The sequence below is a fragment of the Luteibacter sp. P4_E6 genome, from assembly GCF_056401535.1.
Genome location: NZ_JBFUJE010000016.1, coordinates 1 through 26,600, shown reverse-complemented (window position 1 = coordinate 26,600; position 26,600 = coordinate 1). Strand labels below are relative to the sequence as shown.

Genomic DNA, 26,600 nt, shown 5'->3' with positions numbered 1-26,600 from the left:
ACCTCGTCCCACAACGGGCTGGCCTTGATGATGCCGGCCTTCACGTACTGCCGGATCGCGTCGGGATTGCTGCATCCGGTAACGAAAACCTTGCCGGTGCGGCCGAGCTTTTGCACCGCCGCTGCCGCCCCGACCTCGGAAGCCCCGTCGGGCGCGATGATGGCCGCGACATTCGGATGCGCCTGCAGGATATTCAGCCCCGCGGTCAGCGACTTCGACGGATCGGATTGACCGTATTCGGTCGTAACTATCTTCATCTTCGGATAGGCGGTCTTCATGTACGCGGTCAGCGCATTGATCCACTCGTTCTGGATCGTGGCGTCCTTGGTCGACGATAGAATCGCCACTTCCGAATCGGCGGGAATGTATTTGGCGACCGAGTCGACCAGCGCCTTGCCGAACGCCGGGTACTCGGTATTCTGGATGAAGAAGTCACGTGCGTCGGGCGACACGTCACTGTCGTAGGAGACCACCTTGATGCCCTGCTTCATCGCACGCTTCAGTGCCGGTGCAAGCTGGGTCGGGTTGTTCGACGTGGTGGTGATGACATCGAACTTGCGGGCGATGAGACTGTTGAAGACGTCGACCTGGCCCTGCGCCGACGCGGTGACCGGGCCGGTGTAGAGAAAGTCGATGTTCAGCGTTTTTGCCGCCGCCTCGGCGCCCTGCTGGTTGGCCTTGAAGACGGACAGGCCAACCAGTTTCGGCACCATGGCCACCTTGATCCGTTTCGACGTATCGACGGTCTGGGCGGAGACAGCAGAGGCGATGGCCAGGGTAGCGGCGGCGGCCAGCACGAGCATGCGACGGGCGGTGATCATGACTCCCTCCTGTGGATGGATAGCGACGCTCAGGGCGCGTCGTGACGAGTGGCGTCGGGTCCCGCGATGGCGGGTCGGCGGATGAGTGCGAGCAGGCGCTTGCCGAAGCCGCCGACCCGCGTGCTGAAGATGTTGCGGATGGCGATCGAGCCGATCAGGATCGCGCCGGTCAGCATGGAGGTCACCATGTCCGAGAATCCGGCGATGAGCATGCCCTGACGAAGCAGGCCGAGCAGGAGTACGGCGACGATGACACCGCCCATGCGGCCTTCGCCGCCGAAGATGCTGACACCACCAAGCACGACCATCGCAATAGTGGTGAGCAGAAGCACGTCGCCCATGTCGGCGCGCGCCGCGCTGTAATAGGCCGACAACACGAGACCGGCGAGCGCCGCCATCATGCCGCTGATGACATACGCCGCCGCCAGCACATGCGGCACGCGGATGCCGGAATAGCGTGCGGCCTCACTGTTGTAACCGACGGTGACGAGCTTGCGACCGAACGCGCTGCGGGTGACCAGCAACCAGAACAGCACGGCCAGCGGAATGAAGATAAGTAGTTGGTACGGGAACTGGAAACTGCCCCACGCCATGGCGCCCGAACCCATGTTGTTGAAAGCATCGGGGAACCCCGACGGCGGCGAGTCGCCAGCGACGGCCACCGCTGCGCTCGTATAGATGAAGCTCGTCGCCAGCGTCGCTATCAGCGGTTCGATACGCAGAAGCACGATGACGGCCGCATTGATGCCGCCGAGCAAGCCGCCCATGGCCAGACCGAGCAGGCTCGCCACCCAGATGTTCAGCCCCATCGTCGCCCAAAGCTGCGCCGCGACAACGGCGGCGAGACTCGCGGTAGCACCGACCGACAGATCGATGCCTCCGGTGAAGATCACCAGTGACAGACCGAGCGCAACGATACCGAACGGCAGGAAGTTGCTGGTCATGGCAAGGAAGCCGGACAGGTTGTCGAAGAACCCCGGCACGCCCAGACCGAAACTCGTCGTCACGATGATCAGCAGGACCAGCAGCGAGAGCTCCCAGCCGCCCATGGAAAAGAGCCGACGTCGCCTCTTTGCCATCGTCGGGTCGTCACCCGGGGTTGCACCGACGGTGGGCGAGACGCTCATGCGCGCGCTCCTCGACGACCAAAACCGGCCTGGACGGCAGCGAGAATCATCAGGCCCTCACCCGCCGAGTACCAGATCGGCGGCACATGCAGGAAGACCAGGGCTGTCAGTACCACGGAAAGAAAAAGGCTGCCGAGCACCGTGCCGATGAGATTGCCGCGGCCACCGGCGATGGCTGTGCCGCCGATCAGCGATACGGCGATGGATTGCAACTCGATGTGATCACCCGTGCCCGCGGTGACCGTAGCCGAGCCCGTGTAGCAGAGGAACATCAGCCCGGCGAACGCCGCGAGCGTCCCGGACAGCGCGTAAACGCGAATGCGCACCCAGGTGACGGGCAGACCGGCCGCATACGCGGCGGAAGCGTTGTTACCGATGGCCAGCACCGCGCGTCCGAATCCCGTGTGGCGCAGCACGTACCAGCACAAGGTCAGGATCACGAGAAGTACGACCACGGGCGTGGGGATGGGAACGACGTCCAGCAGACGGCCGTTACCAAACGCCGCGAACGTCGGGGATACCGCGTCGACCTGCGTGCCGTCGGAGTAGATGAAGGTCAGTCCGCTGTAGAGGCTATACGTACCCAGGGTCACGACGATTGGGGGAATGTCCATCGTCGCCACGAGAACGCCATTGATCGTCCCCAGGACCAGCCCGATGCATAGCGCCAGCGGCAACGCCGCGGCGAGGGACAAGCCATGCGTCTGCGCCAGCAATCCGCAGACCATGGCCGCCAGACCGAGGATCGGTGCCACCGACAGGTCGATGCCGCGCATCGCGATCACCAGCGTCTGACCCAGCGCCACCAGCGAAAGCACCACCGAGTTGAGCAGCATGAAGCGCAGGTTCTGCGCACCGACAAAGTCATGGTTGAGCAGACCGACGGTTATCGTCAGGCCGACCGTCACGGCGACCAGGGTCAACTCGCGCGTCATCGTGAAACGCGGGGCGATGGCGCGGCGGCGCGAAGGCATGGCGACAGCACTCATGGCGCCCCCTCCGCATGTGCGCTACCCAGGTACGACGCGCTGACTGCGGCGGGGTTGATCTGGTCGCCGGTCAGTTCCGCGACAAGCTCACCTTCGTAGAGGGAAAGCACGCGGTCGCACAGACGCACCAGCTCTTCCGTCTCCGAGGAGATCACCAACACGGCCATGCCGTCACGCGCCATGGCTTCGATCAGTTCGTAAATTTCTTCCTTGGACCCGACGTCGACGCCCCGCGTCGGCTCATCGAGAATGGCGACCTTCGGCCCGGTAGCGATCCATTTGCYGAWGACGACCTTCTGCTGGTTGCCGCCGGACAGCTCGCGCAGCGGTTGGTCGAGCCCGGCGCAGCGCACGCGGAAGTCGCGCACCGCTGTCGCACCCAGGCGTGTCTCGTCCGCGTCGCTGAGCAGGCCGGCGGACTGGCGCACACGTTCGAGCAGGCCGGAGGTGACGTTCTGGGCGATCGTCATCGATAGCACCGCACCGTGGCGTGCGCGATCCTCCGGCACGTACACCAGTCCTTTGCGAATCAGGTCGTGGCAGGGTTTGCTGGTGACTGTCTCCCCCGCGAGGCGGACGCTGCCGGCCGTTGGCCGCCGGACGCCGAAGATCGTTTCCGCGATTTCCGTGCGGCCCGCGCCGACCAGGCCGGCTAATCCGAGGATTTCTCCGCGGCGCAGCTGAAAGCCGATGCGACGGAAGCTGGGCTCGCTGGCCAGGCCGTCCACCTCCAGCACGGTCTGTTCGGTGACGTAGCTGGATTCTCGCCGCGGTATGTCGCGCAGGGTGCGCCCCACCATCGTCGAAAGCAGGCGGGCCCGATCGAAGCTGCCGCGCTCCGCGCTGTCGACCAGTCGCCCGTCGCGCAGGACGGCGATGTCATCGCTGATCTCGAGCACTTCCTCGGTGCGATGACTGATAAAGCTCAACGTGCAGCCGTCGGCCGCGAGGCGGCGCATGATGACGAACAGGTTGTCCACCTCATGCGAGGTGAGCGGTGAGGTCGGTTCGTCGAAAAGGATGATGCGACAGTCGTGCAACAGCGCCTTGGCGCACTCCACCAGCTGAAGCTGCGCGATGCTCAGCGTCTTTGCGCAGCGGTCGATGTCGATATCCAGGTCGAGCATCCGCAGCACGGCCTGTGCACGCCGGCGCACGTCCTTCCAGTCGACGTGACGGAAGATCGCGCCGGTCATTGGTAGCCGACCGAGGAACATCGTCTCCGCGACGGTCAACTCAGGAAGCAAAAGCGGCTCCTGCGGCACGAGATGAATGCCGTGCGCGTGAGCAGCGTGAGGCGACGCCAACCGCAGGGATTCACCATTGAGGGTGAGTTCGCCGGCGCTGGGCTGCAGCTGGCCGGCAAGGATGCGGAACATCGTGGACTTCCCGGCGCCGTTCTCACCCATGAGAGTCAGGATGCGTCCGGGGCGAAGCTCCAGGTCGATGCCGCGCAGGACTTCAACGGGGCCGAAGCGCTTTGCGATGCCGCGTGCACCGAGGAGGGCCTGCGCGACGGGTTCGCGGGACAACTGAATCACAACACCTCCGACCAACGCGTTTGAATGCGGGTACCACGTGTGGCCGGACTATAGGCCCGTAGGAATGGTAGCGCAATCATTTCAGGGCATTGATGTAAAAGGTTTTAATGATGCGGTGCACAACAAGGCACCGCCAGCGATGGCTGGTGGGCCGTCGTCGTTTGCATCATCATCCCCCTTCAATCAGGGTGTTAGCGCGAACATCGAAGGAGTCGGTCAACCCATGAGTCCCGCCAAAGTCCCCGCCGAACGCACGGCGACACTGAAAGACGTGGCCGAGCACGCGGGCGTCTCGCCGATGACGGTGTCGCGCGCCTTGAACAAGCCCGAGACGGTCTCCGATGCCTTGCGCGCGCGCATCGATGCGGCGATCGACGCACTGGGCTATGTCCAGAACCATGTGGCCGGTGCGCTGGCTTCGGCGGGTTCCAACGTCATTCCCGTGATCGTACCGTCGCTGTCGAACACCGTTTTCGTCGAGATCGTCGCGGGCATCCAGGAAGTGGCACAAGCTGCCGGGTATCAACTGATGCTGGGTAATACCGAGTACGACCTCGAACGCGAGTACACCGCGGTTTCCACCTTCCTGGGCTGGTCACCGCCCGGCATGATCATTGCCGGCATGCGCCACCTCGACCGCACGCGCCATCTGCTCAAGCGCTGGGGCAAGCCTGTCGTTGAAACGATGGAGTTCGGCGCGCAGCCGATCGACATGAACGTGGGCTTGTCGCACTACAAGGCGGGTGAGGCGATGGCCGAACATCTCGTCGCGCGTGGCTACCGGCAGATCGTCTTCGTCGGCTGCCGTCTCGATGCGGACTATCGCGCCGCGCAGCGATACAAAGGCATGGATCGCGTGTTGGCGAAACACGGACTGGCCCGGCGCGAAGCGCTGTCGTATGAAGAGCCAAGCAATCCCGCGCGCGGTGGCGATGCGCTGATGGAAGTGCTGAGCATGAAGCCGAAGGTCGACGCGATTTTCTTCGCCAACGACGACCTCGCCGTCGGCGCCATCCTTCGCGCGCAGCGCGAAGGTATCGCGGTTCCCAAACGGATCGCCATCGCCGGCTTCAACGGCCTGCCCTTCGCCAGCCTGGTGACGCCAGCGCTGACTACCATCATGTCGCCTCGCCATGAGATCGGCCGTATCGCAGCGCAGCAACTGATCGAGCGTATTTCCGGTCGCACACCGACCAAACGTCGTGTGGATGTTTCATTCGAGATGCAGGTACGCGAAAGCACCTGAGATGCTTTAGCCGTCTCAGCGCGAGATGATGTGCGCAAACCACTCCCATCCACGCAGCTTGGCGGTGATGAGCTTCACGCAGGTCAACATCGGTACGGCGAGCAAGGCCCCGGGAATGCCCCAGATCCAGCCCCAGACCAGCAGCCATAGCAGGATGGCGACGGGGCTCAGCCGTGAACGGCGACCCTGAAGCATCGGCGTCAGCAGGTTACCTTCGATCGCCGTGATGCCGGCGAAGGTGGCCGCAGGCAATAACGCCGGGCCGAGTTCCTGGAAGTGCAGCACGCCGACGATCGACAGGATTGTCGTCGTCGTGATGGCGCCGACGTAGGGGATGAAGTTGGCGATAGCAGCGACGGAGCCCCAAAGCAGGGGGTCGGGCACACCGTAGAGGTAAAGCATGCCAGCCGTCACCAGCCCGAGCGTCACATTGATGGCCGCCGTAAGCAGCAGATAACTCGATACCTCGGTCTGGATGCTGCGCACGATGCTTACCGTGTGTCGCTTGTAGGCGAAGGTTGGTGATATCTCCACCGCTCGCCGCAGGATTTCGTCGCCGTAGACGAGGAAGAAGAACACCAGTAGCGCCACGGTGAGCACGCTGGCCAGCACTTTCGGCGCGCCAGCAACGATGTCCCAGGCGGTGAAGGCGAAATCGTTGCTGGCCTGCGGTGCGTTGCGCGCAACCGTGCCGCCGACCAGTGTCTGCGTGGCCCGACTCGCCGCTTCGATCTGCTGCGTCATCGGTTTGATCTTCGGCGCGAAGGTGCGCATGGCAGCCGGCGCTTCATGGAACCAGTTCAGTGCGGGCGTCGACAGCGTTGCGACGGCGGAGACCAGTCCGAGGCCAAGTAGCAGCATGACGGTGACCGCCGCAAACCAGCGCGGCAGTCGAATGCGCGCCGCGGCCACGACGATCGGGTTCAGTGCCAGCCCGATGAAAGCGGCAAGCACGAGGGGAACGAGCAACGATTTGCCGATCGCCACCGTGTAGACGGTGGCCAGCAGGATCATGGCGGTCAGTGAGATGCGAATAGCGACCAGGTGCCGCGAGATACGTCGTGTGCTGCGACTGCTACCGGGTTTCCGGCGCGCCCGTGCGACGGCAAGCGAGGACACGGCGACGCCTGGCGGCGCCGGGGACGGAACCGGTGCAGGCAAAGGGCTGGGAAAGTCGCTCACGCCGTGCCGTCGGCAGCGTCGGCCGCGGCGTCGGCTGCGTTGCCGGCGAAGTCACCCAGGAAGCTGCCTGCCGCCATGGAGATCACTTTGCCAATGATGTCGGCGGTGCCGCCGGCAACGAGCCCGCTCACGCCGGGAATGGCGAGCGGATTGACCTTGATGCTGCTCAGCAGCACGCCGGAGCCGGCAGCAAGACCCAGGACAGTAAGAGGGTATTCGTAGCCACGGGCGATAAGCGCCGCGGCCGGTTCGACGGTCTTTTCCCGTGCGATGGCTACTTCGGCCCGAGCCTTTGTGACCCTCGCCATATTGTTGAAGATGCCCATCGTTCAGTCCTTAACCTTGAGCTCGCCTTCGGCCTTACCCTGCTTCGCCGCTTCCCGGGCAAGTGTTGCCAGTTCGGCGCGAGAGGCCGGAAGGGTAAGCCAGTGCATGCCCCGACGGAAGACCAGAATCGCCAGTACGAGCAGAATCAGCTGCAGACCGGCGAGCGCAGCGAGCGCCCAGGCCCAGGAGCCGAACCACTGCGCCAGCCCCCAGCCCGCCAGGGCAAGCAGCGTCAATCCAAGCGCCACGGCGAAGACGATAGCCGCCAGCCCCATGAACAGCATCATCGTGATGCCGCTTCGGGCCAGGCTCAGTTCGGCGAGGATCAGCCGAAGCTGTGCACCGAACAGGCTCTTCAGGCCCACGCCGAGCCTGCGCACGTCGTCGAACCAGGCGGGAATCTTTACACCGGCGCCCTTGGGCGCTTGCGCGCCCGGCACCGGCTCTTCCACGTCACTCTGCCCCGAGGGACCGTCTTCCAACATGCGTCTTGCCCCCGGGGAGAAGTGGATCAGCTACGCAGGATGCGACCAGCCAACCAGCCGGCAGCGATCGCCAGCGCAATGGACTGTACCGGCTTCTCGCGAACGTAGTCGCGCGCCGTGTCCAGCCAGTCGTTCGCCGTATCCACGGCCTCGCCATACACTTCCTTGCCGCGGAGCTTTGCCTCTTCGGCCTTCTCGGCAGCGCGAGTGGCGCCGTAAGCGGCCTTGTCGGTGGCGTTGTGCAGCGACGACTCAACCTTGTCGGCAGCGCGGTCCACGGCGTCCTTCGTACGGTCGATGGTGTCGGACGTGGCCTGCTTCACTCGCTCGGCACTGGCGTCGATGCGCTCGGCGGCCGAAACGGTGTTCGCGGCGGCGGTCGCGACGTTGGCGACATGGTCGGCGGGTTTGTTCATGACGAAGTTCTCCGGAAGCGGGATAGGACACGGTAAAGCAGGAAGGGTGAGGTAAAGGTCATCATTGCCGCGGTGCCCGACGGGGTGCAATCCGTTCGCGACCCGATCGGCGGACCACGCAAAGAGCGGGCTCCTGGCGCCCTCGACTGTCGCAGCAGAACCCCTCGCTGCGACAAGGACGCCTCGCCAGCCCACGGCAGCTACACGCTGCGGCCGCGGAAGAACGAGATGATGGCCAGGATAAGGAAGATGATGAAAAGGATCTTCGCAATACCTGCGGCCGTGCCCGCTATGCCGCCGAAGCCGAATACCGCCGCGATGATTGCAATGACGAGGAAGACGAGGGCGTAGTGCAGCATGGTCGGGGTACTCCAGTGGGTGGGATGGCGCGAGCCCATTTAGTCCCGGCCGCCGCGCATACCGCGTGAAGCCCCGCCACCTCACTCAAAAGTCGTTCAGCCTTGCGCTTCACTTCGTCGTCACGCTTTCACTTTCGGATTGAGCGAATAGGTACCGGTGATCACCGCCTCGTCCACCACATGTCCCTTGATGACATCGCGCAACTCGGCAAGCGAGTAGCCGTTTTCGAGCAGCACGGTGTCTACATCCAGCGCGTAGACGTGGAAGTGGTAGTGGTGCGGGATCGAGTCGTTCCACGGCGGACAGGGGCCGTCGTACCCGTGGTAGTGACCTTCCATATCCCGATCGCCCTTGAACCAGCCCGTGTAATCGTTAAGCCCCTGGACCGAACCCGGCGGCCCGACCGGATCTTTCTTTCCACGCGCCACGACGCCTTCGCCACAAGCGCCCTCGCCCAGCTCGCGGCACTCCAGCGGGATGTTGGCCATCAGCCAGTGCACGAATTCCACGCGCGGCAGGTGCCGGGGAACCTCGCGACCTTCCACGTTCACATCATCCGGCTTCGACGGCACGTCCGTATCGATCACGGCGATGGCGAACGACTTCGCGGTCGCCGGCACCTCGGTCCAGGCCAGGTGCGGCGTCACGTTGCCCGCCGGCTTGATCGGCTCGCCGATCTCCATGAAGGCGTACGTGGCCGGAATCGGCTTTCCGTTTTCGATGCTGTCGCTCTTCAGGCGCATAGGGATGTCCTCGGATTCTAAGAAAGGTTGCCCAGTCTTGCTCCGCGGCTGCGAAGACCAGGTCAGCGGGCGATCGCGTCGAAACGGGCCGCTATGTAATCGTCGGTGAAACTGGTCATGCCGAAATCGCGGATGAAGCCGCAATGGCCGCCGTAGCTGGCGATATCGAGCTCGATATTCGGCGGCAGGCGCAGGGCATGGAACGCGCCGATCGGAATGACCGGATCGTCGCTCGAGGTCAGGATGGTGGCCGGAACATGCATGTTCATCAGCCGGTCGCCGGCGATCGAGTAGCCATCGAGGTAGGCCTCGAGCGAACCGAAATCCGTGTGGCGAAGCACCAGGGAGGCCGTCAGCTCGCGCATGTTCTGCTTGAGTTCGTTGAGCTCGAAGTAGGTCTGCTGCGGAAAGGCCTCTTGCTTCAGGCGAAGGGAGCGGCGCCACTTCTGCATGAAGTAGGCGTGGTAAATCCACGGCGCTTCCTTCTCGAGCGAAAACAGGCCTTCCGCAGGATCGACGATAGGGCATACCGCGAGCACGTAATCCAGCGGCACGCCTTGCGCGGGCGCCAGCATGGCGGCACGCAACGCGAAGTTGCCGCCGAGCGAGAAACCCGCCACACCGATGGTCTTTGCCGGGAACATCCGGGCGATCTCACCAAGGGCGGCAACCACCTCGTCGATCCGGCAGGAATGGAATAGCGCCTCGTTCAGGCCGTGGCTATCGCCATGGTCGCGGAAATTCAGGCGAAAGACGTCCCAGCCGTCTTCGAGCAGGCGGCTGCCCGTCTGCAGCACGTAGGTTGAGTCGACACTGCCTTCCCAGCCGTGGAACAGAATGGCCAGACCGCGTGACTCGCGGCCGGTGGTCTGCGCCGTATAGCGGCCACTCAGGCGATCGCCCTGCCCCACGTCGACCAGCACTTCGCGCGCGCCCACCTGCACCTGCTGTGCCCGTTTAGGCAACAGCCGGCGACGAACGCCGCTGGAAGAAAGCATGGTCTGGATGTGCCCGCTGCGCAGCGGCCACGGCGGCAGGAAGTCTGAGCCTTTGGGCAGACTCATGCGGGCGTGTCGGTGTCCAGGGCCAGCGCGATACGTTCGCGCGATGCCTCGGCCATGCGCCGGCGGCCATCGGCCGATACCGGCACCGGCTCGAGGAAGTGCACTTCGACGTCGAGCGGGGCTTCGCCCAACAGGCGGATGACGTTGCCCATGAAGGTCTCGTTTTCGCGAAATCCCGCATCGATCACCCGGCGGCCCTGGCGCGCAAAGCGCAACGCGACCGGCTGGACCGGCACGTCGGCGTCGAGCGCCGCCTGGAAGATCCGCGCGTGGAACACACGCAGGACGCCGTTGTGCCCGGTGCCGCCCTCGGGGAACACCGCGACCGATCGGCCCGCGTGGAGGCGCTCGACCATCACGGCCATGACCGAGGCCAGCGAATGGTTGCTGCCGCGGCGATGAAAAATCGTGCCGCCGCGCGCGGCCATCCAGCCCACGAGTGGCCAGCCTGCGATCTCCGCCTTGGCGACGAAACAGGCGGCACGCTGCGAATGCACCACCGTGATGTCCAGCCAGGAGGTGTGATTGGCGACGAAGAGGACCGGATCCGGAAGCGGCGTGCCGAAACGTCGGCTGCGGAAGCCGAATATGCGGAGCAGCAGGACCGACCACAGGCGGATGGCGCGGTGGGCGAACGGCTCGCGGCCGTTCTTCATCACGCCGCTGGCCCAGGTCAGGATGAAGGCGCAGATCAGAATGGCGACCACGATGTGCAGCAGCACCAGCGGAATTCGCCATAGATAGCGAAGCGGACGCATGCGGTCGCGGGAGTTCAGATTGGCGGAGGTGGCTTCCATCAAGAACACAAGATTAACGATGGCCGAGCCGTGCCGCTAGAGGAAGTTGTCTTTGTTCTTAAGACACGCGGGCTTGCGACGTGCTAACCGGGCACGTTACCGAGCGGTAAGGCCGTTGAAGCCTTGACGGTCCGCAGGACGAAGCTCGTATTCACGTCGGCAACGCCCGCCGCATTGAGCAGGCGATCGAGCAGAAAACGAGAGAATCCCTCCAGGTCCGCGACGTAGACCTGGAGCAGATAGTCCATGTCGCCCGTCAGCGCGTAGCAGGACACCACCTCGTCCCACTGCGCCACCTGCTCGGTGAACCGGTCGATCGCCTCGGCCTCGTGCCGGGAGAGCTGCACGCGGACGAAGGCCTGGAGCCCGAGCCCCAGCGCGCGCGGTTCCAGGTGGGCCCCGTAGCCGGCGATCACGCCGTCAGCCTCGAGCTTTTGCACCCGGCGCAGGCACGCCGAAGGGGAGAGATTCACTTCGGTAGCCAGCTCGGCGTTGGTCATCCGACCGTTGGACTGGAGGATGGCGAGAATGCGCCGGTCTGTGCGGTCAAATCCCGTTTGCATGATTCTGTCGCTACCTGATCTATTTAAGACACATTGTTGCACCATCAGGCCGTTGCTGCGCAACAACACAAGCCTATTGCGGCCCTTCCTCGCTAAGCTGGTCACTCATCAGCCCCGCAGCAGCCCCAAGGAGGCCCGCCATGGACACCCCCCGTCGCGTCGAACACCAGCAGACCGATCGAGGCTATGTGCCCGTTTACGCGACCGGCACCGTGGAACAGCCGTGGGATAGCTATTCGACAACGGACCACCAGGTCTGGGACACCTTGTACAAGCGCCAGCGCGAGCTTTTGCCGGCCTACGCCTGCCAGGAGTTTCTCGACGGCGTGGAGCGTTTCGGCCTGGGCGATGGCGGCATTCCGCGCTTTTCCGACCTGAACAAGGTGCTGGGTGAGGCCACCGGCTGGGAAGTGGTGGCCGTGGAAGGACTGTTGCCGGACGAAGTCTTCTTCGACCACCTGGCCAACCGGCGTTTTCCGGTCAGCTGGTGGATTCGTAAGCCGGATCAGCTCGATTACCTGTCCGAACCGGACCTGTTCCACGACTTGTTCGGTCACGTGCCACTGCTCCTCAACCCTGTGTTCGCCGATTACATGCAGGCTTACGGCAAGGGCGGCATGAAGGCGCACGCGATCGGACCCGAAGCGCTGATGAACCTTACGCGCCTCTACTGGTACACCGTGGAATTCGGCCTGATCCGTACGGAGAAGGGCCTGCGCATCTACGGCGCGGGCATCGTCAGCTCCAAGGGCGAGTCCATCTACTCGATCGACTCCACGGCGCCGAACCGCATCGGCTTCGACCTGGAGCGTGTGATGAACACTCGCTACAGGATCGATACGTTCCAGCAGACGTACTTCGTCATCGACGATTTCGCGCAACTGTTCGATGCGACCCGTCCGGACTTCACGCCGATCTACGAGAAGCTCGGCCAGAGCACGTCCGTGGCGGCGAGTGATGTCCTTTCGACGGATCAAGTCTTCCATCGGGGCACCCGTGAGGGCTTCGCTTCAGGCGCCGACAACTGAATCTCAACGGGCGCCTAACGAACCGGCGTCTACGATGGACTTACTTTCCGCTGAACAGGGTGTGTCCATCGTGGTCGTCTTCGATATTCCGTTCGAGTCCGTGGGTCCGGGTCTCTGGCTATTGCAGAAGAACGAAACGGAATACGGCGAGTTTTGCTCGCGGGACGACGCCCTGGAATGCGCGGTGAGCGAGGCGCGGCGGATTGAGCAGGCCAACGCGTTGTCCGACATCGTCCTGAACATCGAAGGAAATGACGGTCGCTGGCGGGCTTTCGACACGTCGATCCGGCCCTACGCGAGCCGTAGCCGCACGTTCTGATCCAGTTTCGAAGATTTCCCTGATGGGCGGGTGGGTCTATGACTTGCCCGCCCGTTTCTTTGTGGGGCGGCGGCGATGGGGGCGCGGCTACATCGCTTCGTGGGTTTTTCGCCGCTGAAGCGGCTCCCACATTTACCTATTGCCGCTGAAGCGGCTCCCGCAAAAAATAAAACCCCGGCAGCCAGGGGAGGAGCTGCCGGGGTCGGTGTCGGGTCCAGGCTATCAGGGGAAATAGCGGGACCCGGGACAGAGGGACCAATGGAAGCCGGTCGTCTGACAACAGGTCGCCTCTCGGCGATCACAGACTTAGATAAGGGCGATCGCGTGAAGTTCCCGCATTACGGGGTAGGCGCGTTTTGCCTACGTTTATCTTCAGCGGCCATCGCGTGTTCTGCGAGCCACGGCTTCACCCGTGCAACCCACAGTGCATAGCCCTTCGCGTTCATATGTAACCCATCGTCGATGAACAGATCCGACATCGGCTGACCCTTCGCGTCGAGCATCGCCGGCACCACGTCGAGGAAGGCCACGTCCTTCTGAGTCATCGCCCACTGCCGAATCAGCATGTCCGCCTGAAGGATGTTCGGCAGCAAGGCGACGCGCGCGACACTGGGTTTGATCGCGATGAAGGCGACAGGCAGATCGGGTTGCGTCTCACGCACCTTGCCGACGAAGGCGGCGAAGTCGTCGCGGACCTGCTCCGGCGAGTCGCCGCCCTGGAGATCGTTATCACCGGCATACATCACCAGCGCCACGGGGTGGTACGGCGTCACGATGCGGTCGGCGAACGCCGTGGCATCGTCCAGGTCGGAGCCGCCGAAGCCAYGGTTGATCACGCGGTAGCGCGGAAAATCCGTAGCCAGCGTCTTCCAGAAGCGAATCGACGAACTGCCGATGAAGAGCACGGCGTTGGCGGGCGGCGGGCTGGCCTTATCCGAGGCCTCGAAGGCCTCGATGTCCGCGTTCCACTTCGCGTGGTCGGAATCTTTCGCCACGGCGCCGAAGGAAATAACGAAAAGGGTGAGAACAAGCGTCAGACATTTCATCCGAAACACCGTAACCGCTTACGGTCTGCGCGGTAAACCCTGGCGCTCTATCGGTGTGACCTTCAATACCGCTTCGACACGCGTACCGTTCCAGCGATAAATGAGATGTTCCGCCTGCACGCACGGCGCCACGAGATCGGGGTAGAACACCGCGATGCACTCGCCCCCTTCATGGCGCGCACTGTCGTAGACGATGCCGTTGGAGCCGTCGTCCCGCAGGGCGCGGGCCAGCTTCACGCTCGCCACATAGGAGTCGGGATCGTGCTCGGCCGGCCAGCCGCCGCGAATGTCGTGCAGCTTGCCCGCGATGGCCGTTTTGTAACAGCGCACCTGCACGTCGGTGGGCGGCTCGTGCGTGGCGGCGAGGAAGGCTTCGCGATGGAATACCGTCTCCTCGATGGCCGTGGCCACGCTGTGCGCGGCGTAGAACACGCCCCAGTGCCCGTCGGAGAACCGACTGCCCTCRGGTGGAATGTGCGCAAAGGCGGCCATGATCGGCGTCGTGCCCGGGCCGGAGACGCGCCGATCCGGCGGCACCAGGCGCAACGCGCCGATTTCGTCGCGCAGGCGTGGGTTGGTCAGCGATTCGATCGCCATGACCGCGTCGATGTCCCTGGGCTCGGCAATCCTGTCGAACAGACCGACGGGCGGGAACCGGCTGGGAACGATGCGGTAGGCATGGGTCCAGCGAATGCGCCGGAGCGGAGGCGTTTGCGAGGCGCTCATCCGTTCCAGCCGCGCTGCGCGTCCAGGTACTGACGCACGACATAGAGATCGGCGACATTGCCCGACAGCATGCGTTCCAACGCGGGTTGACCGCCGAAGAGCGCGGCGTCGTTGGGCTTGCGCAGCCAGGCATCTGCCTGGGCAGGATCGGGAAAGAGGATCTGGAGGTCCTTCCAGATGCCCAGCAGATAGCTGATGCGCTCGATCACGTCGCGGGACGGGGCACCATCCTGCTGCTTCTTCCACTTGAAGTACGTGGATTCGGGCGGGTCACCAAGCAGCGTGCGTTGCTCGGTGACCCGAAGTTTCCAGCGTTCGGCCAGGGCGAAGAAGGCCCGCAAGGCGGGGCCACCGAGATCGCCGGTGGGATTGGGTTCGGCATGGATGACTGAGTGCATCGTTGCTCTACCTGTGGAGTTATTCTGCAATATAGCCCACATGTAGACCTACGTCACGGTATTCCTTATTTTTGGTTCATCGCGGGATGCCGGGGAGGCTGAAGGGGTCGGTTCACTCGCTTTGCGAGTGCGTGTTTTTAGCGGCTCGCGCCGCCGCTTGCGTGAGGGGTGAGGCGCAGAGCCTTCGCCAAACGGTCGACCCCAGCGCGCCGAGATCGTCCGCGAGGCAGCGCAGTGGCGAGGAAAACGCTCGCCGCGCCGGAAATGACGTGTCTGCACGTCCCCCGTAACGGTCGGCTTCGGCGGCAACACCCACGCTCGACGGCACTCCGTCCAGCTGACCGTATCGTCGTGAGAGACCTTGGTGCCCACCCTCGAGGCGAGTTCCGCACAAGTGGAGCGGCCGTAGGCCATATAGATACATGGGCCGCGTGAGCGGCCTTTCCTTGTCGAACGCGGAGGACGTGTCTGAGCAGCGAGGGTGGGCACCAAGGTCTCCCCGCGAGACGCCCAAGTGTAGAGAGCGACGGCGAAGCCGAGCCCGCGAAGCCGAAGGCGAGCCGTGGGCGAGGTGCGAAAGATGCCCGGCCCGAAAGCCGAGCGCCCGGGCCCCGGTAATCCGCGATGAACCTTATTTCTTGGAGGCGATCCAGGCGTCTACGTGCTGCTCGAGGACGGGGAGGGGAACCGAGCCCAGGGCCAGCACGGTGTCGTGGAAGGCGCGCAGGTCGAATTTCTCGCCCAGCTGGGCTTCGGCACGCTCGCGCAGCTCGCGGATCTTCAGGTAGCCCAGCTCATAGGACAACGCCTGGCCGGGCCAGCTGATGTACCGATCCACCTCGTTGGCGATCTCGCGCTGACTCAGGGCGGTGTTCTGGGTGAGGTAATCGATCGCCTGCTGGCGGGTCCAGCCCAGATGATGGATGCCGGTGTCGACCACGAGACGGCAGGCGCGCCACATCTGGTAGGTGAGAAAGCCGAAGTGTTCGTAGGGCGTGTGGTAGATGCCCATCTCCTCGCCCAGATACTCCGAATACAGCGCCCAGCCCTCGCCGTAGGCGGAGATGTAGCCGTCGCGACGGAAGGGCGGCAAGCCGTCCTGTTCCGCGGAAAGCCCCAACTGCAAGGCATGGCCCGGCATGGACTCATGCAGGGTCAGCGCGGGCATGTTGAACAGCGGACGCGACGGCAGGTCGTAGGTATTGACCAGATAGACGTCCGCGCCGCCGCGGCCGGAGGTGTAGTACGGCGCAATATCCGCCGGCACCGGCTCGATCGCAAAACGCTGGCGCGGCAACAGGCCGAAATACTTGCCCAGCTTGCCGTCCACCTGCTTGGCCACCCATGCCGTACGCATGAGCAGCTCGTCGGGCGTCTTCGCGTAGAACTGGGGATCCGTACGCAGGAACTGCAGGAAGGCGGGGAAGTCACCCTTGAAGCCGGTGTCCTTCATGGTCTCCAGCATGGCTTCGTGGATTTTCGCCACCTCGCGCAGGCCGATCGCATGGATCTGGTCGGGTGTCAGTTCCAGCGTGGTGTACTCGCGGATCTGCTGCCGATAGTAGGCTTTGCCATCCGGGAGCGATTCGGCGGCCAGCGTGGGCCGGGCCTTAGGTACGTACTCGGTGCGAAAGAAGGTCAGCAATTTGCCGTATGCGGGGATGACACCCTGTGCGATCGCCTTGCGTGCGTCGGTGCGGAGCGCCTCGGCGTCCTTGGCCGGCATGGACTTCGGCAGCGTCTTGAACGGCTTGTAGAGCGCGCTGTCTTCCGGGTTCTTCAGTTCGGCCACGGCGGCGATCGACACGTCGCGCCCGTTGAGCACCTCGCGAGGAACGGTAAAGCCGCGCGCCAGCCCCAGGCGCATGTTGGCGATTTCCTGATCCATGTAGGCCGGAATCTGCCGCACGCGCTCGATGTAGTGCTGGTAGTCCTCGCGCGTGCGCAGGTCGTCGCCGTGCAGCACATAGCCCACGTCGGACCAAAAGGCCGAGTCGCTGTTGAACGGCATCTGCCACTGCGCGAAACGCTGCGCGGCCGCGAGGTTGAAGATCTGCTCGCGGTACACGGCGTAGTCGACACGAACCGTGCCGCTCAGGCTGTGTGGGTCGATGCGGTCCAGTTGTGCCAGTACGTCGTCCCAGTAGGCCAGTCGCCTGGCCTGGCTGGCGGCATCCACCGTATCCAGTCGTCCGTCACCGGGCTGGGCCTCGCCGGAGGTGAGGATGCCTGCCTGTCCGTTACGCCAGGTCCATTCCTTCGAATAGATGCCCTTGAAGGCCTCGTCCGGCGACGCGGGCGGCGCGGCGGCGTGGGCGGTAGCGGCGAAAACACCAGCGAAGGCAATGGCGCGGATCCAGGGGGACATGCAGGAGACCGTTGGCGGGGAAACCCCGATCATCGCATTCCCGGATCATTCCAGTCCCGCGTAATGCCCTCGCATCGTGTCCAGATAAGCCTGCAGGTCACGCCCGGGCGCATCGGCAAACGTCTCGCCTTCGTTCCGGCAATCCACGATGCGGTCCGGCCGGAAGTTGCGGAACGCCTGGCGATGGCGACACCACGTGCCCAGGGTCCAGGCGCCACCCCAGAACGACAGGCACAGCGGCTCGACCTCCCGCGTGGAGGTGCGCCCTTCCGCGTCGCGGTAGTCCAGGCAGAGCACGCAGTGCCCGACGATGGCCGCGTGCAGGCGATCGAGCATCACGGCAACCTGGTTCTGGAACGGATCGCGCCAGATCGGCGCGAAGATCTTCGATTGCGCCGAACGCTCGCGCAGGTCGGGCGGCAGTACCGCCTCGATCTTGATCAGTGCCGACTGCGCCTCGCGCGCCAGCCGCTCGCCAGCGAACGCGCGGACAAACCGCGTTCCGGCGACCAGGGCTTCGAGTTCGTCGGCGGAGAACATCAGCGGTGGAATGTCCGAGCCCTTGCGCAGGACGTACCCGACGCCGGCCTCGCCTTCGATCGGTACGCCGGAGAGCTGGAGGTCGGCGACATCGCGATAGACGGTGCGCAGGGAGACTTCGAGTGTGCTGGCCAGCTGCCGCGCGGGCAGCGCCGTACGCCGCCCGCGCAGGGCGTTGATGATGAGGAACAGGCGGTCGGCGCGGCGCATGTCCGAATCATCGCCTCCCGCGCGGGGCGCGGGAAGCGACGAATGTCATGGCTACGCATATCCAACCCCTCACGCGACGGCGAGCGTCTGCGCGCGAGCCAGCGCGGCATCCTGCCCGGCGGCACGGCAGATGGCCGGGCGGGCCATCAGGCGGGCCACATAGTCCTCGAACACCGTGCGACGCGGCACGATACCGAAGCGCATGGTCCAGTCCAGGGCACTGGCCCAGAGGATATCCGCGGCGGTGAAGCGGTCCCCGAACATCCACGGACCGGCCGCCAGCTGTGCTTCGATCATGTCCATGACGGTGTCGAAGTCGCCGTACGGACAGGTCGACGTAGGCGCGGGCTCATGCTTCATGAAGCGATCCATCACCGCCGGCTCGAAGCACGAACCATAGAACGACAGCCAGCGAAGGTAGGGTCCGCGCAGCGGATCGCCGAGGCCGGGCGCGAGGCCGGCTTCCGGGAACAGGTCGGCGAGGTAGGTGAAGATCGCCGGCCGTTCGGTGACAAGGCCGCCCAGGTGCTCGATGGCCGGCACCTTGCCCATCGGATTGACCTTCAGGTAAGCCGGCTGGCGCTGCTCGCCCTCGACCAGGTTCATCACATGGATGTCGTACTGCGCACCAAGCTCTTCGAGCAGCATCAGCGTGCTCCCGGAACGGCTGTTCGGCGCGTGGTGAAACTTGATCCGACTGGCATTCATGCGTGCAATTCCCTTGTGGTCTTCGTGGATGTCTTCGATGCCGGCCTGGCAGGCACGGCCCCTGTCCGCGATACCGGCGGACGCGCCGCGTCGGGAGCGAACCGGTACTGCCCGTCCATCAGCAGCCCCCGGCGCCCGAGCGGCGCGTAGAGCACGGCGAGACGATCGAGAAAGCGATTCATGCGACTTCCCTCTCCGTTGCTTCGACTGGAAGGACAGTCTGCGGGAGGGCTACTGACAGCGTTCTGTCAGCAGCCCTCTGGCGCCGTTCACCCCGCATCCGGACAATGCGTGGTTTAGCGCTTGAGTCCGTCCCGATGACGAAACCGATTTCATTGATCCAGTTCCTGATCGAAGAGAAGCGCGAGGGGCATATCAACGCCCAGCTCAGCCTGCTCATCGAGGTGGTGGCCCGCGCCTGCAAGCGCATCTCCGTGGCTACCGGCAAGGGCGCCCTGGGCGGCGTGCTCGGCAATGCCGGCTCGGACAACGTGCAGGGCGAGGCGCAGAAGAAGCTGGACGTCATCTCCAACGAGATCCTGCTCGAGGCCAACGCCTGGGGTGGTCACCTCGCCGCCTGCGCCTCCGAAGAGATGGAAGATCCGCAGCCGATCCCCGACGCCTATCCCAAGGGAAACTACCTGCTCCTGTTCGATCCGCTCGACGGCTCGTCGAACATCGACGTTAACGTGTCGGTCGGTACGATCTTCTCGGTGTTGCGCTGCCCGGACGGCGTCACCGAACCGAAAACGCAGGATTTCCTCCAGCCGGGCACCGACCAGGCCGCCGCGGGCTATGTGGTCTACGGCCCGAGCACCGTGCTGGTGCTCACGTTCGGCCATGGGGTGCACGAGTTCACCCTTGATCGCGAGCACGGCAGCTTCGTGCTGACGCGCCGTGGCATCACCATTCCCGAAGAGACAGCCGAGTTCGYCATCAACATGTCGAACCAGCGCCATTGGGAAGCCCCGATGCAGCGTTACATCGGCGAGCTGCTTGCCGGTGAGTCCGGCCCGCGCAGGCGTGACTTCAACATGCGCTGGGTGGCTTCGATGGTGGCCGACGTGCATCGCATCATCACCCGCGGCGGCGTCTTCATTTACCCGCTGGACGCCAAGATCACGGCCAAGGGTGGCACCGGGAAGCTGCGCCTCATGTACGAGGCGAACCCCATGGCCTTCATCGTGGAGCAGGCCGGTGGCGCCGCCACCACAGGCCGCGAGCCGATCATGAGCCTGCAGCCGAGCGCCCTGCACCAGCGCGTGCCGGTGTTCCTGGGTTCGAAGCACGAGATCGAGATCGCCACCCGGTACCACGTCGAAGCCGACGACACCCGCGACTGAACCAACGTCAGGGCGGCACCTCGCCGCCCTGCTTCCGCCACTTAGCCGTCATTCGTGCGCCGCCCCGCTGCCCGATGATCCGCCAGCCCCCTCTCGGTTCGCTTCCATGATGCTTCGCACCCGCACCCGCACCTGGCTTCCGCTGGTTTTCACCGCCCTGCTTTCCGGTTGCTTCGGCGGCACGAAACCGGATGCCCGACTGGACAATGCCGTGCCTGTGCTGGCGGCCAAGCCGCGGATCGGCCTGGCACTCGGCGGCGGTGCGGCCAAGGGCTTCGCCCATATCGGCGTCATCAAGATGCTGGAAGCCAGCGGCATCCACGTGGATGTGGTGTCGGGAACCAGCGCCGGCAGCGTGGTCGGCGTCCTTTACGCCAGCGGCATGGATGCGTTCCAGCTGCAGGAAACCGCCTTCTCGCTGGATGAAGGCAAGATCCGCGATGTCCGCTTCTTCTCGGGCGGCATGGTTCAGGGGCAGAAGCTGCAGGACTACGTCAACGACCTGCTGAAGAACACGCCGATTGAAAAGCTCCACACGCCGTTCGCGGCGGTGGCTACCGAACTCGAGACCGGTGAGCGGGCCATTTTCGTCCGTGGCAACGCCGGCCAGGCCGTGCGCGCCTCGAGCAGCATCCCCGGTGTGTTCGAACCGGTGGAAATCAACGGCAAGCATTTCGTCGACGGCGGCGTGGTCAGTCCGGTCCCTGTGGATGCCGCGCGCCAGCTCGGTGCCGACATCGTCATCGCCGTGGATATCTCCGCACGTCCGGACGGAAGCAACCCGGCCGGCATGGTCGGCATCGTCGGCCAGTCGATCACCATCATGGGTCGCAAGCTCGCCGAGCAGGAGCTCGGCCGTGCCGACATCGTGATCAGGCCGAAGGTCGGCCAGATCGGCCCGACCGACTTCGATCAGAAGAACGTCGCGATCCTCGAGGGCGAGCGCGCGGCGCTTGCCGCGATTCCTTCGATCAAGGCGAAAATCGCCGAGAAGACGGCTGCCATGGGCAAGCCGCCCGTCCCGGCGCACTGAGTGGTCCAGCGCTAGAGATCCCGGCGCTTGGCCACATCCGCCGCCGTCACTTCGCCCTGCTTGCCGCCAAAGTGGCCGATCACGAAGTTCGCCAGGGCGGCCACTTCAGGATCGCTGTAGCCGTGACCGAACGCCGGCATGTAGACATCGGTGTCGCCGATACGCATGGTCACGCCGTGCAGGATCGCCTGGGTGACGTTGGCACCCTTGGGATCATTCACGCCGCGCGTGCCCGCCAGGCCCGCATACGGGGTCTGCTGTCCCACGCCATTCCACTGGTGGCAGCTGGCGCAGGCACCTTCGAACAAGCGCTTGCCGTCCGCGTTCTCACCGTCCACGTCGCCTCCCGGCGCGGCGGCGTTCGACGCGACCACGGCTTTCGGGGCCGGATCGACCACGACAGGATCCGTGCCCTCGCGGGCCGGGACGGTACGTAGCCAGGTCACCAACGCGGCCGTGTCTTCGGGCTTGAGGAACTGCAGGCTATGCGCCACGGCTTCACCCATCGGACCCATGGCCGAAGCATGGCCGTCAGCGTGGCCGGTGCGCAGGTACTGGGTCAGTGCCTCATCGCTCCACTTACCGATGCCGTGGGTTTCGTTGGACGTAATGTTCCAGGCACGCCAGCCCTGCAGCTCCGCGCCGGCCAGTGCCTGGCTGTGTTTCAGCCCGAAGCCGAGATTGCGTGGCGTGTGGCATTCGGCGCAGTGACCCAGCGGCCCGGCCAGATACGCGCCCGCGTTCCATTGTGGCGTGCGCGAGGGGTCGTTCTCGAAGCGCTGGCTGCGGAAGAACGCCGCATTCCAGAAGCCCATCGCCCAGCGCTGGTTGAACGGGAAGCCCAGGTCGTTCGGCCGTTCCGGCTGGCGCACCTTCGGCAGGGTGAAGAGATACGCCTTGATCGCCAGCACGTCCGCCCGGCTGAGCTGGGTGTAAGCGGTATAGGGGAACGCCGGATACAGGTGCTTGCCGTCCTTGCGCACGCCCTCACGCACGGCGCGAACGAAGTCATCATCGCTCCATGCACCGATACCGGTCTCGACGTCTGCGGTGATGTTGGAGGAGTAGATGGTGCCGAACGGTAGCTTGAAAGGCAGGCCCCCCGCGAAGGGTTTACCCGTCTCCGGCACGGTATGACAGGCGATGCAGTCGGCGGCGCGAGCGAGGTATTCGCCGCGCGCGACCGGATCGGCGTTCGTCGGCGCGCCGACGATGAGCGGCGATGTACCGGCAGCCGGATCCGTGCGATTGAGAACGAAATACGCCACGGTGCCAATGACCAGGAGGAGGACGACAACAACGAGGAAGCGTTTCATGCGACGTCCCCCTTACCAGTGCCGTTATCCGCGACGTGCTTGAGCGCCTCGGCCGATGCGGCCAGCGACGTACGTGTCACCGGAAGCTCGGTCAGGCGCACGCTGGTCGCCGCAAAAATGGCATTGGCGAGCGCGGGCGCAGCGATGGCCGTTCCGACTTCACCGAGGCCGCCAGGTGACTCGCTGCTGTTCACGGTAAACACCTCGATAGCCGGCGTCTCGTTGATGCGTAGCGAGCGGTAGTTGTGGAAGTTGCTCTGCTCGATCATGCCGTCCTTGAGCGTGATGCCGTTGAACAGCGCTGCGCTCAATCCAAATAGCAGCCCGCCCTGCACCTGCGCCTGGACGGAACTGGGGTTGATGGCGATGCCGACGTCCACGGCGACCACCGCACGGCGCAGGCGGACCTCGCCCTGCGCCGTCACCTCGACCTCGACGATGGCGCACACATGACTCCCGAACGGCGACGCCACCGCGATGCCACGTCCGACGCGCGCCGGCAATGGCTGGCTGCCCCAGCCGATCTTTTCCGCGGCAAGGTTCAATACACCGAGGGGACGCGAACCCGCCTTCATCAGCGACCGACGGTAGGCAAGTGGATCCTTCCCGGCGGTCTGCGCAAGATGATCGATGAAGCTCTCGACGATGAACAGGTTGTGCGTGGGTCCGACGCCGCGCCACCAACCAACGACGAGGCCGGGAGGCATTTCATGGCGTACCCACTCGACCAGCACGTTGTCCATGTCGTAAGGCAGGTCAGCGGCCGATTCGATGGCATCGCTATCCATGCCGTCCTTGCCCATGGCCGCGGGCAACCACCGCCCCAGGACGGTGCCGCTGGTGATGCGGTGTTTCCACGAAGTGGGCTTGCCGTCGTCGCCCAGGGTGGCCGAGATGCGATCGAAATAAAGCGGGCGCACGCGATCATGACGGATGTCTTCCTCGCGGCTCCAGATCACCTTCAGCGGATACGACACCTGCTTCGCAAAGGCGACCGCCTGTTCGACCTGGTCGGTTTCCAGGCGGCGGCCGAAACCGCCGCCGAGGTACTGGTTGTTGACCGTCACCGCCTCGAGCGGAATGCCACAGATGCGCGCGGCCTCTTTCTGCGCGCGCGTGGGCACCTGAGTGCCTGTCCAGATCTCGCACTTGCCCGGTGTCACGTGCACGGTAGCGTTGAGCGGCTCCATCGGCGCATGCGCCAGCATCGGCGTGACGAAGGTCATCTCCACCGCCTTGCCGCCGGCCGCTGCCTCGCCCTTGGGCTTGCGGCCGATCAGCGCAGGGCCGTTGCGTGAGCTTTCCTGTAGCGCGGCGATCAGCGTGGCGGTATCGAGATGCTCATTGACGCCGTGACGCCATTCGATGTCCAGAGCCTCCAGGCCGCGGTACGCCGCCCAGTAGTGTTCGCCGACCACGGCGACCGCGTTGTCGAGCTTGATGACGTCGACCACACCGGCCATCGCGCGCGCCTTCGTATCGTCGACGCTGCCGAGCGTGCCGGCCAGTTCGGGACTCGTACGCACCGCCGCATACTTCATGCCCGGCACTTTCACATCGATGCCGAACTGCGTGCCGCCATTGACCTTGTCCGGGGAATCCACCCGGCGCAGCGGCTTGCCGATGACGGTGAAGTCTTTGGGATCCTTCAGCGTGACTTTCGCCGGTTGTGGCAGCTTGCCTGCCGCTTCAGCCACGGCACCGAAGCCGAGCGTGCGACCGGAGGGCACGTGCGTGATCGTGGCGCGCGACACCGAACAACTGGCGGGGTCGACGTGCCATTGCGCGGCGGCGGCGGCGATCAACATCTCGCGAGCGACCGCGCCCGCTTCGCGCAACGATTGCCATTGGCCGCGTGTGCTGGTCGAGCCGCCGGTGATCTGTCCGCCACCCAGCAGGGCAATGCCATAGAGCGCGTCGCTGGGAATCGAATGCTCGACCTTGATCTGGTCGAGCCCGACACCGAGTTCCTCGGCGAGCATCATCGAGATGCCGGTGTAGATGGCCTGGCCCATCTCCGCGCTGGGCATCACCAGTCGCACGCTTCCATCGGCGTCGATGCGGATGAAGGCGTTGGGTGCGAAGGGTGGGTTGCCGTCTGCCGCGGCCGCGGCTTCGTCCGTCGGCTGCCGACGGGGATTCATCTGGGCGACGGCGGGACCAAGGCCCGCCGTCCACAGGAAGGCGACGGCGAGGCCGCCACCGGCGAGCTTCATCGCGGCGCGGCGACCGCTGTCGACTTCGGCGCCGGGGGGTGTGCGCGTCTTCATGCGGCACTCCCGTCGACGACGACCTGCAGGCCCTGGGGTTGCCCCGTCGCGGCCTGTTTGATGGCCTCGCGAATACGCACGTACGTGCCGCAGCGACAGATGTTGCCGGCCATGGCGGTGTCGATATCCCGATCGGTCGGGTTCGGTGTGCGCGCCAGCAGCGCTGCCGCGGACATGATCTGCCCCGACTGGCAGTAGCCGCACTGCACGACGTCGACGGCGAGCCAGGCCTGCTGCACCTTGGCGCCTTCGGGCGTCAGCCCGATCGCTTCGATGGTCGTCACGGCGCGATTACCGACGGCCGACACCGGCATCTGGCAGGAGCGGATCGGCTGGCCATCGATGTGCACTGTGCACGCGCCGCATTGCGCGATACCGCAACCGAACTTGGTGCCGGTCAATCCGATCACGTCGCGAAGCACCCAGAGCAACGGCATATCGGGTGGGACGTCAGCCTGTCGATCTTCACCATTCACGCGCAACGTAACCATGGTCGTCCCTCGGCTGGTGGAACCCGGAGGCCCCATTGGCTGATCCACAAGCAGGCTGTCAGGTTACGCCGAATGGAGCGTTGTGCGGTCCGTCGAAAGGGACATTTTTTGGACAAAACCGCCGCGAGGGACCGTGAGGACGACGGCCCGTATAGGCAAGCCGCCGTCCCCGGTCGGGGAATCAGCCGGCTTCGATCAGTTCCAGCGCGGACTGTCGGCCGAGTGCCAGGATCTCATCCGACAAGGCCGGCTCGGCAACGGCACGCGACAGCGACAGCGAACCGACCATCGAGGCGAACACGGCCATCGACAGCGTGCGGCGGCGTTTGCCACGCACGGCGTCCGGCAGGGTGCCGGCAATGACCTCCACCATTTCGCCGAAGCCCTCGGTGAAGGCGGCGCGGGTCTCGACCGGCCGGCGGCCCATCTCGGCGGACAGCGCCGCGGCGACGCACCCCGTTTCCGGATGGTCGCGGTGCTCTGCCGACAGGTAGCCGTTGACCAGGGTCCGATATCCCTCGCCCCGTGAGGCGGCGATGCGCGCGGCCATCCTCTCGGCCGCACTCGTGGCGCCGTTGGCGACGCTCTCCCGAACGAGGTCTTCCTTCGACCCGAAGTGGTTGTAGAAACCACCCTGGGTCAGGCCGACATCGTTCATCAGACTGACCACGCCGACGGCATCGATACCGTCGGCGCGAAAACGCTCGGACGCGGCCTCGACGATCTTCTGCCGAGTCTGCTCCTTGTGACCTTTCTCATAACGCATGCTCACTTACTCCCTTTGGGGACGTCGTCCCCTGCCCGTGAGCCGATTGTAACCAATCCTTGCGGGTTGAAATGTCGAGCGTCATGGTGCGCCGCGGCGTAGCCGGCACAGGGCGGTAACAGTCTTTCTGTAGGAGCCGATTTGCGGTGGTCTAATTTTCCTGGACACCCATGTAGGAGCAAAATCCCTACCGAGGTGAATCATGGGATATCGACCGATCGACCCGGCGCTCAAGCGCCGGGCGGTGTGTTTAGTACTGGATGAGAACCGCTCCGTGCCTGCCGTGTGCGGGCTGCTTGGGCTTGGCCCGACGGCTTTGCGGCGCTGGGTCGAGCAGGAGCGGCAGCTGCGTGCCACGCCGCCACCGACGCCCGAGC

At 64.7% G+C, this 26,600-nt stretch carries 30 protein-coding genes; 6 read left to right on the top strand and 24 right to left on the bottom strand.

The genetic code is table 11. The features are described 5' to 3' along the window. The 4 genes from AC1DT2_RS02560 to AC1DT2_RS02545 form a co-directional block, all read right to left on the bottom strand. A partial coding sequence (locus AC1DT2_RS02560; RefSeq protein ID WP_477294029.1) for a substrate-binding domain-containing protein occupies nt 1-821 on the bottom strand: 821 nt, incomplete at its 3' end. Nucleotides 822-850: 29 nt separating this feature from the next. Then, nucleotides 851-1,948, bottom strand: a complete 1,098-nt coding sequence (locus AC1DT2_RS02555; RefSeq protein ID WP_477294027.1) for an ABC transporter permease — start codon at nt 1,946-1,948, stop codon at nt 851-853. Beyond that, nucleotides 1,945-2,937: an ABC transporter permease gene (locus AC1DT2_RS02550; protein WP_477294025.1), complete on the bottom strand. Its 993-nt coding sequence runs from the start codon at nt 2,935-2,937 to the stop codon at nt 1,945-1,947. The genes AC1DT2_RS02555 and AC1DT2_RS02550 overlap by 4 nt, the downstream gene beginning before the upstream one ends. Then, nucleotides 2,934-4,478, bottom strand: a complete 1,545-nt coding sequence (locus AC1DT2_RS02545) for a sugar ABC transporter ATP-binding protein (protein ID WP_477294023.1) — start codon at nt 4,476-4,478, stop codon at nt 2,934-2,936. The genes AC1DT2_RS02550 and AC1DT2_RS02545 overlap by 4 nt, the downstream gene beginning before the upstream one ends. Before the next feature lie 223 nt (nt 4,479-4,701). Between AC1DT2_RS02545 and AC1DT2_RS02540 the strand changes: the two genes are divergently transcribed. Further along, a complete protein-coding gene (locus AC1DT2_RS02540; RefSeq protein WP_477294021.1) occupies nt 4,702-5,724 on the top strand; it encodes a LacI family DNA-binding transcriptional regulator in 1,023 nt (340 codons plus the stop codon). A gap of 15 nt (nt 5,725-5,739) precedes the next feature. On the opposite strand, the gene AC1DT2_RS02535 is transcribed toward AC1DT2_RS02540, so the two are convergent. The 9 genes from AC1DT2_RS02535 to AC1DT2_RS02495 form a co-directional block, all read right to left on the bottom strand. Beyond that, on the bottom strand, nt 5,740-6,843 hold the full coding sequence (locus AC1DT2_RS02535) for an AI-2E family transporter (RefSeq protein WP_477294019.1): 1,104 nt from the start codon (nt 6,841-6,843) through the stop codon (nt 5,740-5,742). Nucleotides 6,844-6,902: 59 nt separating this feature from the next. Beyond that, nucleotides 6,903-7,232, bottom strand: coding sequence for a hypothetical protein (locus tag AC1DT2_RS02530; RefSeq protein ID WP_063570490.1), 330 nt, complete (start codon nt 7,230-7,232; stop codon nt 6,903-6,905). Nucleotides 7,233-7,235: 3 nt separating this feature from the next. Next, nucleotides 7,236-7,718, bottom strand: a complete 483-nt coding sequence (locus AC1DT2_RS02525; protein ID WP_231873828.1) for an ABC transporter ATP-binding protein — start codon at nt 7,716-7,718, stop codon at nt 7,236-7,238. A 26-nt stretch (nt 7,719-7,744) separates the two neighbouring features. Next, nucleotides 7,745-8,134, bottom strand: coding sequence for an ElaB/YgaM/YqjD family protein (locus AC1DT2_RS02520; protein ID WP_218625504.1), 390 nt, complete (start codon nt 8,132-8,134; stop codon nt 7,745-7,747). Between the two features lie 200 nt (nt 8,135-8,334). Further along, nucleotides 8,335-8,493: a DUF1328 domain-containing protein gene (locus AC1DT2_RS02515; RefSeq protein ID WP_082878844.1), complete on the bottom strand. Its 159-nt coding sequence runs from the start codon at nt 8,491-8,493 to the stop codon at nt 8,335-8,337. Between the two features lie 120 nt (nt 8,494-8,613). Further along, nucleotides 8,614-9,237, bottom strand: coding sequence for a YbhB/YbcL family Raf kinase inhibitor-like protein (locus AC1DT2_RS02510; protein ID WP_477294015.1), 624 nt, complete (start codon nt 9,235-9,237; stop codon nt 8,614-8,616). A 62-nt stretch (nt 9,238-9,299) separates the two neighbouring features. Continuing rightward, entirely contained in the window at nt 9,300-10,301 is a 1,002-nt protein-coding gene (locus tag AC1DT2_RS02505) for a YheT family hydrolase (protein WP_063570492.1), read from the bottom strand. Then, nucleotides 10,298-11,098 carry a lysophospholipid acyltransferase family protein gene (locus tag AC1DT2_RS02500; protein WP_213949024.1) on the bottom strand — a complete coding sequence of 267 codons (801 nt, stop codon included), beginning with the start codon at nt 11,096-11,098 and terminating at the stop codon, nt 10,298-10,300. The genes AC1DT2_RS02505 and AC1DT2_RS02500 overlap by 4 nt, the downstream gene beginning before the upstream one ends. A gap of 83 nt (nt 11,099-11,181) precedes the next feature. Beyond that, the gene (locus AC1DT2_RS02495; RefSeq protein WP_063570494.1) at nt 11,182-11,661 is read right to left on the bottom strand and encodes an Lrp/AsnC family transcriptional regulator; all 480 of its coding nucleotides are present in this window, start codon (nt 11,659-11,661) and stop codon (nt 11,182-11,184) included. 140 nt (nt 11,662-11,801) lie between these two features. On the opposite strand from AC1DT2_RS02495, the gene phhA reads away from it, so the two are divergent. Then, complete coding sequence (gene phhA / locus AC1DT2_RS02490; protein ID WP_477294012.1) at nt 11,802-12,689, top strand: phenylalanine 4-monooxygenase; 888 nt, start codon at nt 11,802-11,804, stop codon at nt 12,687-12,689. Between the two features lie 34 nt (nt 12,690-12,723). After that, nucleotides 12,724-13,008 carry a hypothetical protein gene (locus tag AC1DT2_RS02485; protein ID WP_477294010.1) on the top strand — a complete coding sequence of 95 codons (285 nt, stop codon included), beginning with the start codon at nt 12,724-12,726 and terminating at the stop codon, nt 13,006-13,008. Nucleotides 13,009-13,346: 338 nt separating this feature from the next. On the opposite strand, the gene AC1DT2_RS02480 is transcribed toward AC1DT2_RS02485, so the two are convergent. The 7 genes from AC1DT2_RS02480 to AC1DT2_RS02450 form a co-directional block, all read right to left on the bottom strand. Then, a complete protein-coding gene (locus AC1DT2_RS02480) occupies nt 13,347-14,054 on the bottom strand; it encodes an SGNH/GDSL hydrolase family protein (protein WP_477294008.1) in 708 nt (235 codons plus the stop codon). Nucleotides 14,055-14,072: 18 nt separating this feature from the next. After that, a complete protein-coding gene (locus tag AC1DT2_RS02475; RefSeq protein ID WP_477294006.1) occupies nt 14,073-14,780 on the bottom strand; it encodes an RES family NAD+ phosphorylase in 708 nt (235 codons plus the stop codon). Further along, the gene (locus AC1DT2_RS02470; RefSeq protein ID WP_477294004.1) at nt 14,777-15,178 is read right to left on the bottom strand and encodes an MbcA/ParS/Xre antitoxin family protein; all 402 of its coding nucleotides are present in this window, start codon (nt 15,176-15,178) and stop codon (nt 14,777-14,779) included. Before AC1DT2_RS02470 ends, AC1DT2_RS02475 begins: the two co-directional genes overlap by 4 nt. A gap of 631 nt (nt 15,179-15,809) precedes the next feature. Then, entirely contained in the window at nt 15,810-17,546 is a 1,737-nt protein-coding gene (locus AC1DT2_RS02465; RefSeq protein ID WP_477294002.1) for a DUF885 domain-containing protein, read from the bottom strand. 45 nt (nt 17,547-17,591) lie between these two features. Then, nucleotides 17,592-18,296, bottom strand: coding sequence for a helix-turn-helix transcriptional regulator (locus tag AC1DT2_RS02460; RefSeq protein ID WP_063570501.1), 705 nt, complete (start codon nt 18,294-18,296; stop codon nt 17,592-17,594). Nucleotides 18,297-18,365: 69 nt separating this feature from the next. Beyond that, entirely contained in the window at nt 18,366-19,004 is a 639-nt protein-coding gene (locus tag AC1DT2_RS02455; RefSeq protein WP_063570502.1) for a glutathione S-transferase family protein, read from the bottom strand. Next, the gene (locus tag AC1DT2_RS02450; protein WP_213949029.1) at nt 19,001-19,186 is read right to left on the bottom strand and encodes a hypothetical protein; all 186 of its coding nucleotides are present in this window, start codon (nt 19,184-19,186) and stop codon (nt 19,001-19,003) included. The genes AC1DT2_RS02455 and AC1DT2_RS02450 overlap by 4 nt, the downstream gene beginning before the upstream one ends. A 135-nt stretch (nt 19,187-19,321) precedes the next feature. On the opposite strand from AC1DT2_RS02450, the gene AC1DT2_RS02445 reads away from it, so the two are divergent. After that, nucleotides 19,322-20,347, top strand: coding sequence for a class 1 fructose-bisphosphatase (locus tag AC1DT2_RS02445; protein ID WP_477293999.1), 1,026 nt, complete (start codon nt 19,322-19,324; stop codon nt 20,345-20,347). A 106-nt stretch (nt 20,348-20,453) separates the two neighbouring features. Next, nucleotides 20,454-21,380: a patatin-like phospholipase family protein gene (locus AC1DT2_RS02440; protein ID WP_063572234.1), complete on the top strand. Its 927-nt coding sequence runs from the start codon at nt 20,454-20,456 to the stop codon at nt 21,378-21,380. Between the two features lie 11 nt (nt 21,381-21,391). Here AC1DT2_RS02440 and AC1DT2_RS02435 read toward each other — a convergent pair whose 3' ends face one another. From AC1DT2_RS02435 to AC1DT2_RS02420, 4 genes are all read right to left on the bottom strand, one after another. Continuing rightward, on the bottom strand, nt 21,392-22,696 hold the full coding sequence (locus AC1DT2_RS02435; RefSeq protein WP_063572235.1) for a c-type cytochrome: 1,305 nt from the start codon (nt 22,694-22,696) through the stop codon (nt 21,392-21,394). Further along, nucleotides 22,693-24,966 carry a xanthine dehydrogenase family protein molybdopterin-binding subunit gene (locus AC1DT2_RS02430; protein WP_063572236.1) on the bottom strand — a complete coding sequence of 758 codons (2,274 nt, stop codon included), beginning with the start codon at nt 24,964-24,966 and terminating at the stop codon, nt 22,693-22,695. The genes AC1DT2_RS02435 and AC1DT2_RS02430 overlap by 4 nt, the downstream gene beginning before the upstream one ends. Then, nucleotides 24,963-25,457 (bottom strand): (2Fe-2S)-binding protein, encoded by a 495-nt coding sequence (locus AC1DT2_RS02425; RefSeq protein ID WP_063572237.1) that lies wholly within the window; start codon nt 25,455-25,457, stop codon nt 24,963-24,965. The genes AC1DT2_RS02430 and AC1DT2_RS02425 overlap by 4 nt, the downstream gene beginning before the upstream one ends. Before the next feature lie 181 nt (nt 25,458-25,638). Continuing rightward, nucleotides 25,639-26,223, bottom strand: a complete 585-nt coding sequence (locus tag AC1DT2_RS02420) for a TetR/AcrR family transcriptional regulator (protein ID WP_063572238.1) — start codon at nt 26,221-26,223, stop codon at nt 25,639-25,641. Nucleotides 26,224-26,425: 202 nt separating this feature from the next. Here AC1DT2_RS02420 and AC1DT2_RS02415 point away from each other — a divergent pair. After that, on the top strand, nt 26,426-26,600 hold a 175-nt coding region (locus AC1DT2_RS02415; RefSeq protein ID WP_477294031.1), incomplete at its 3' end, for a transposase.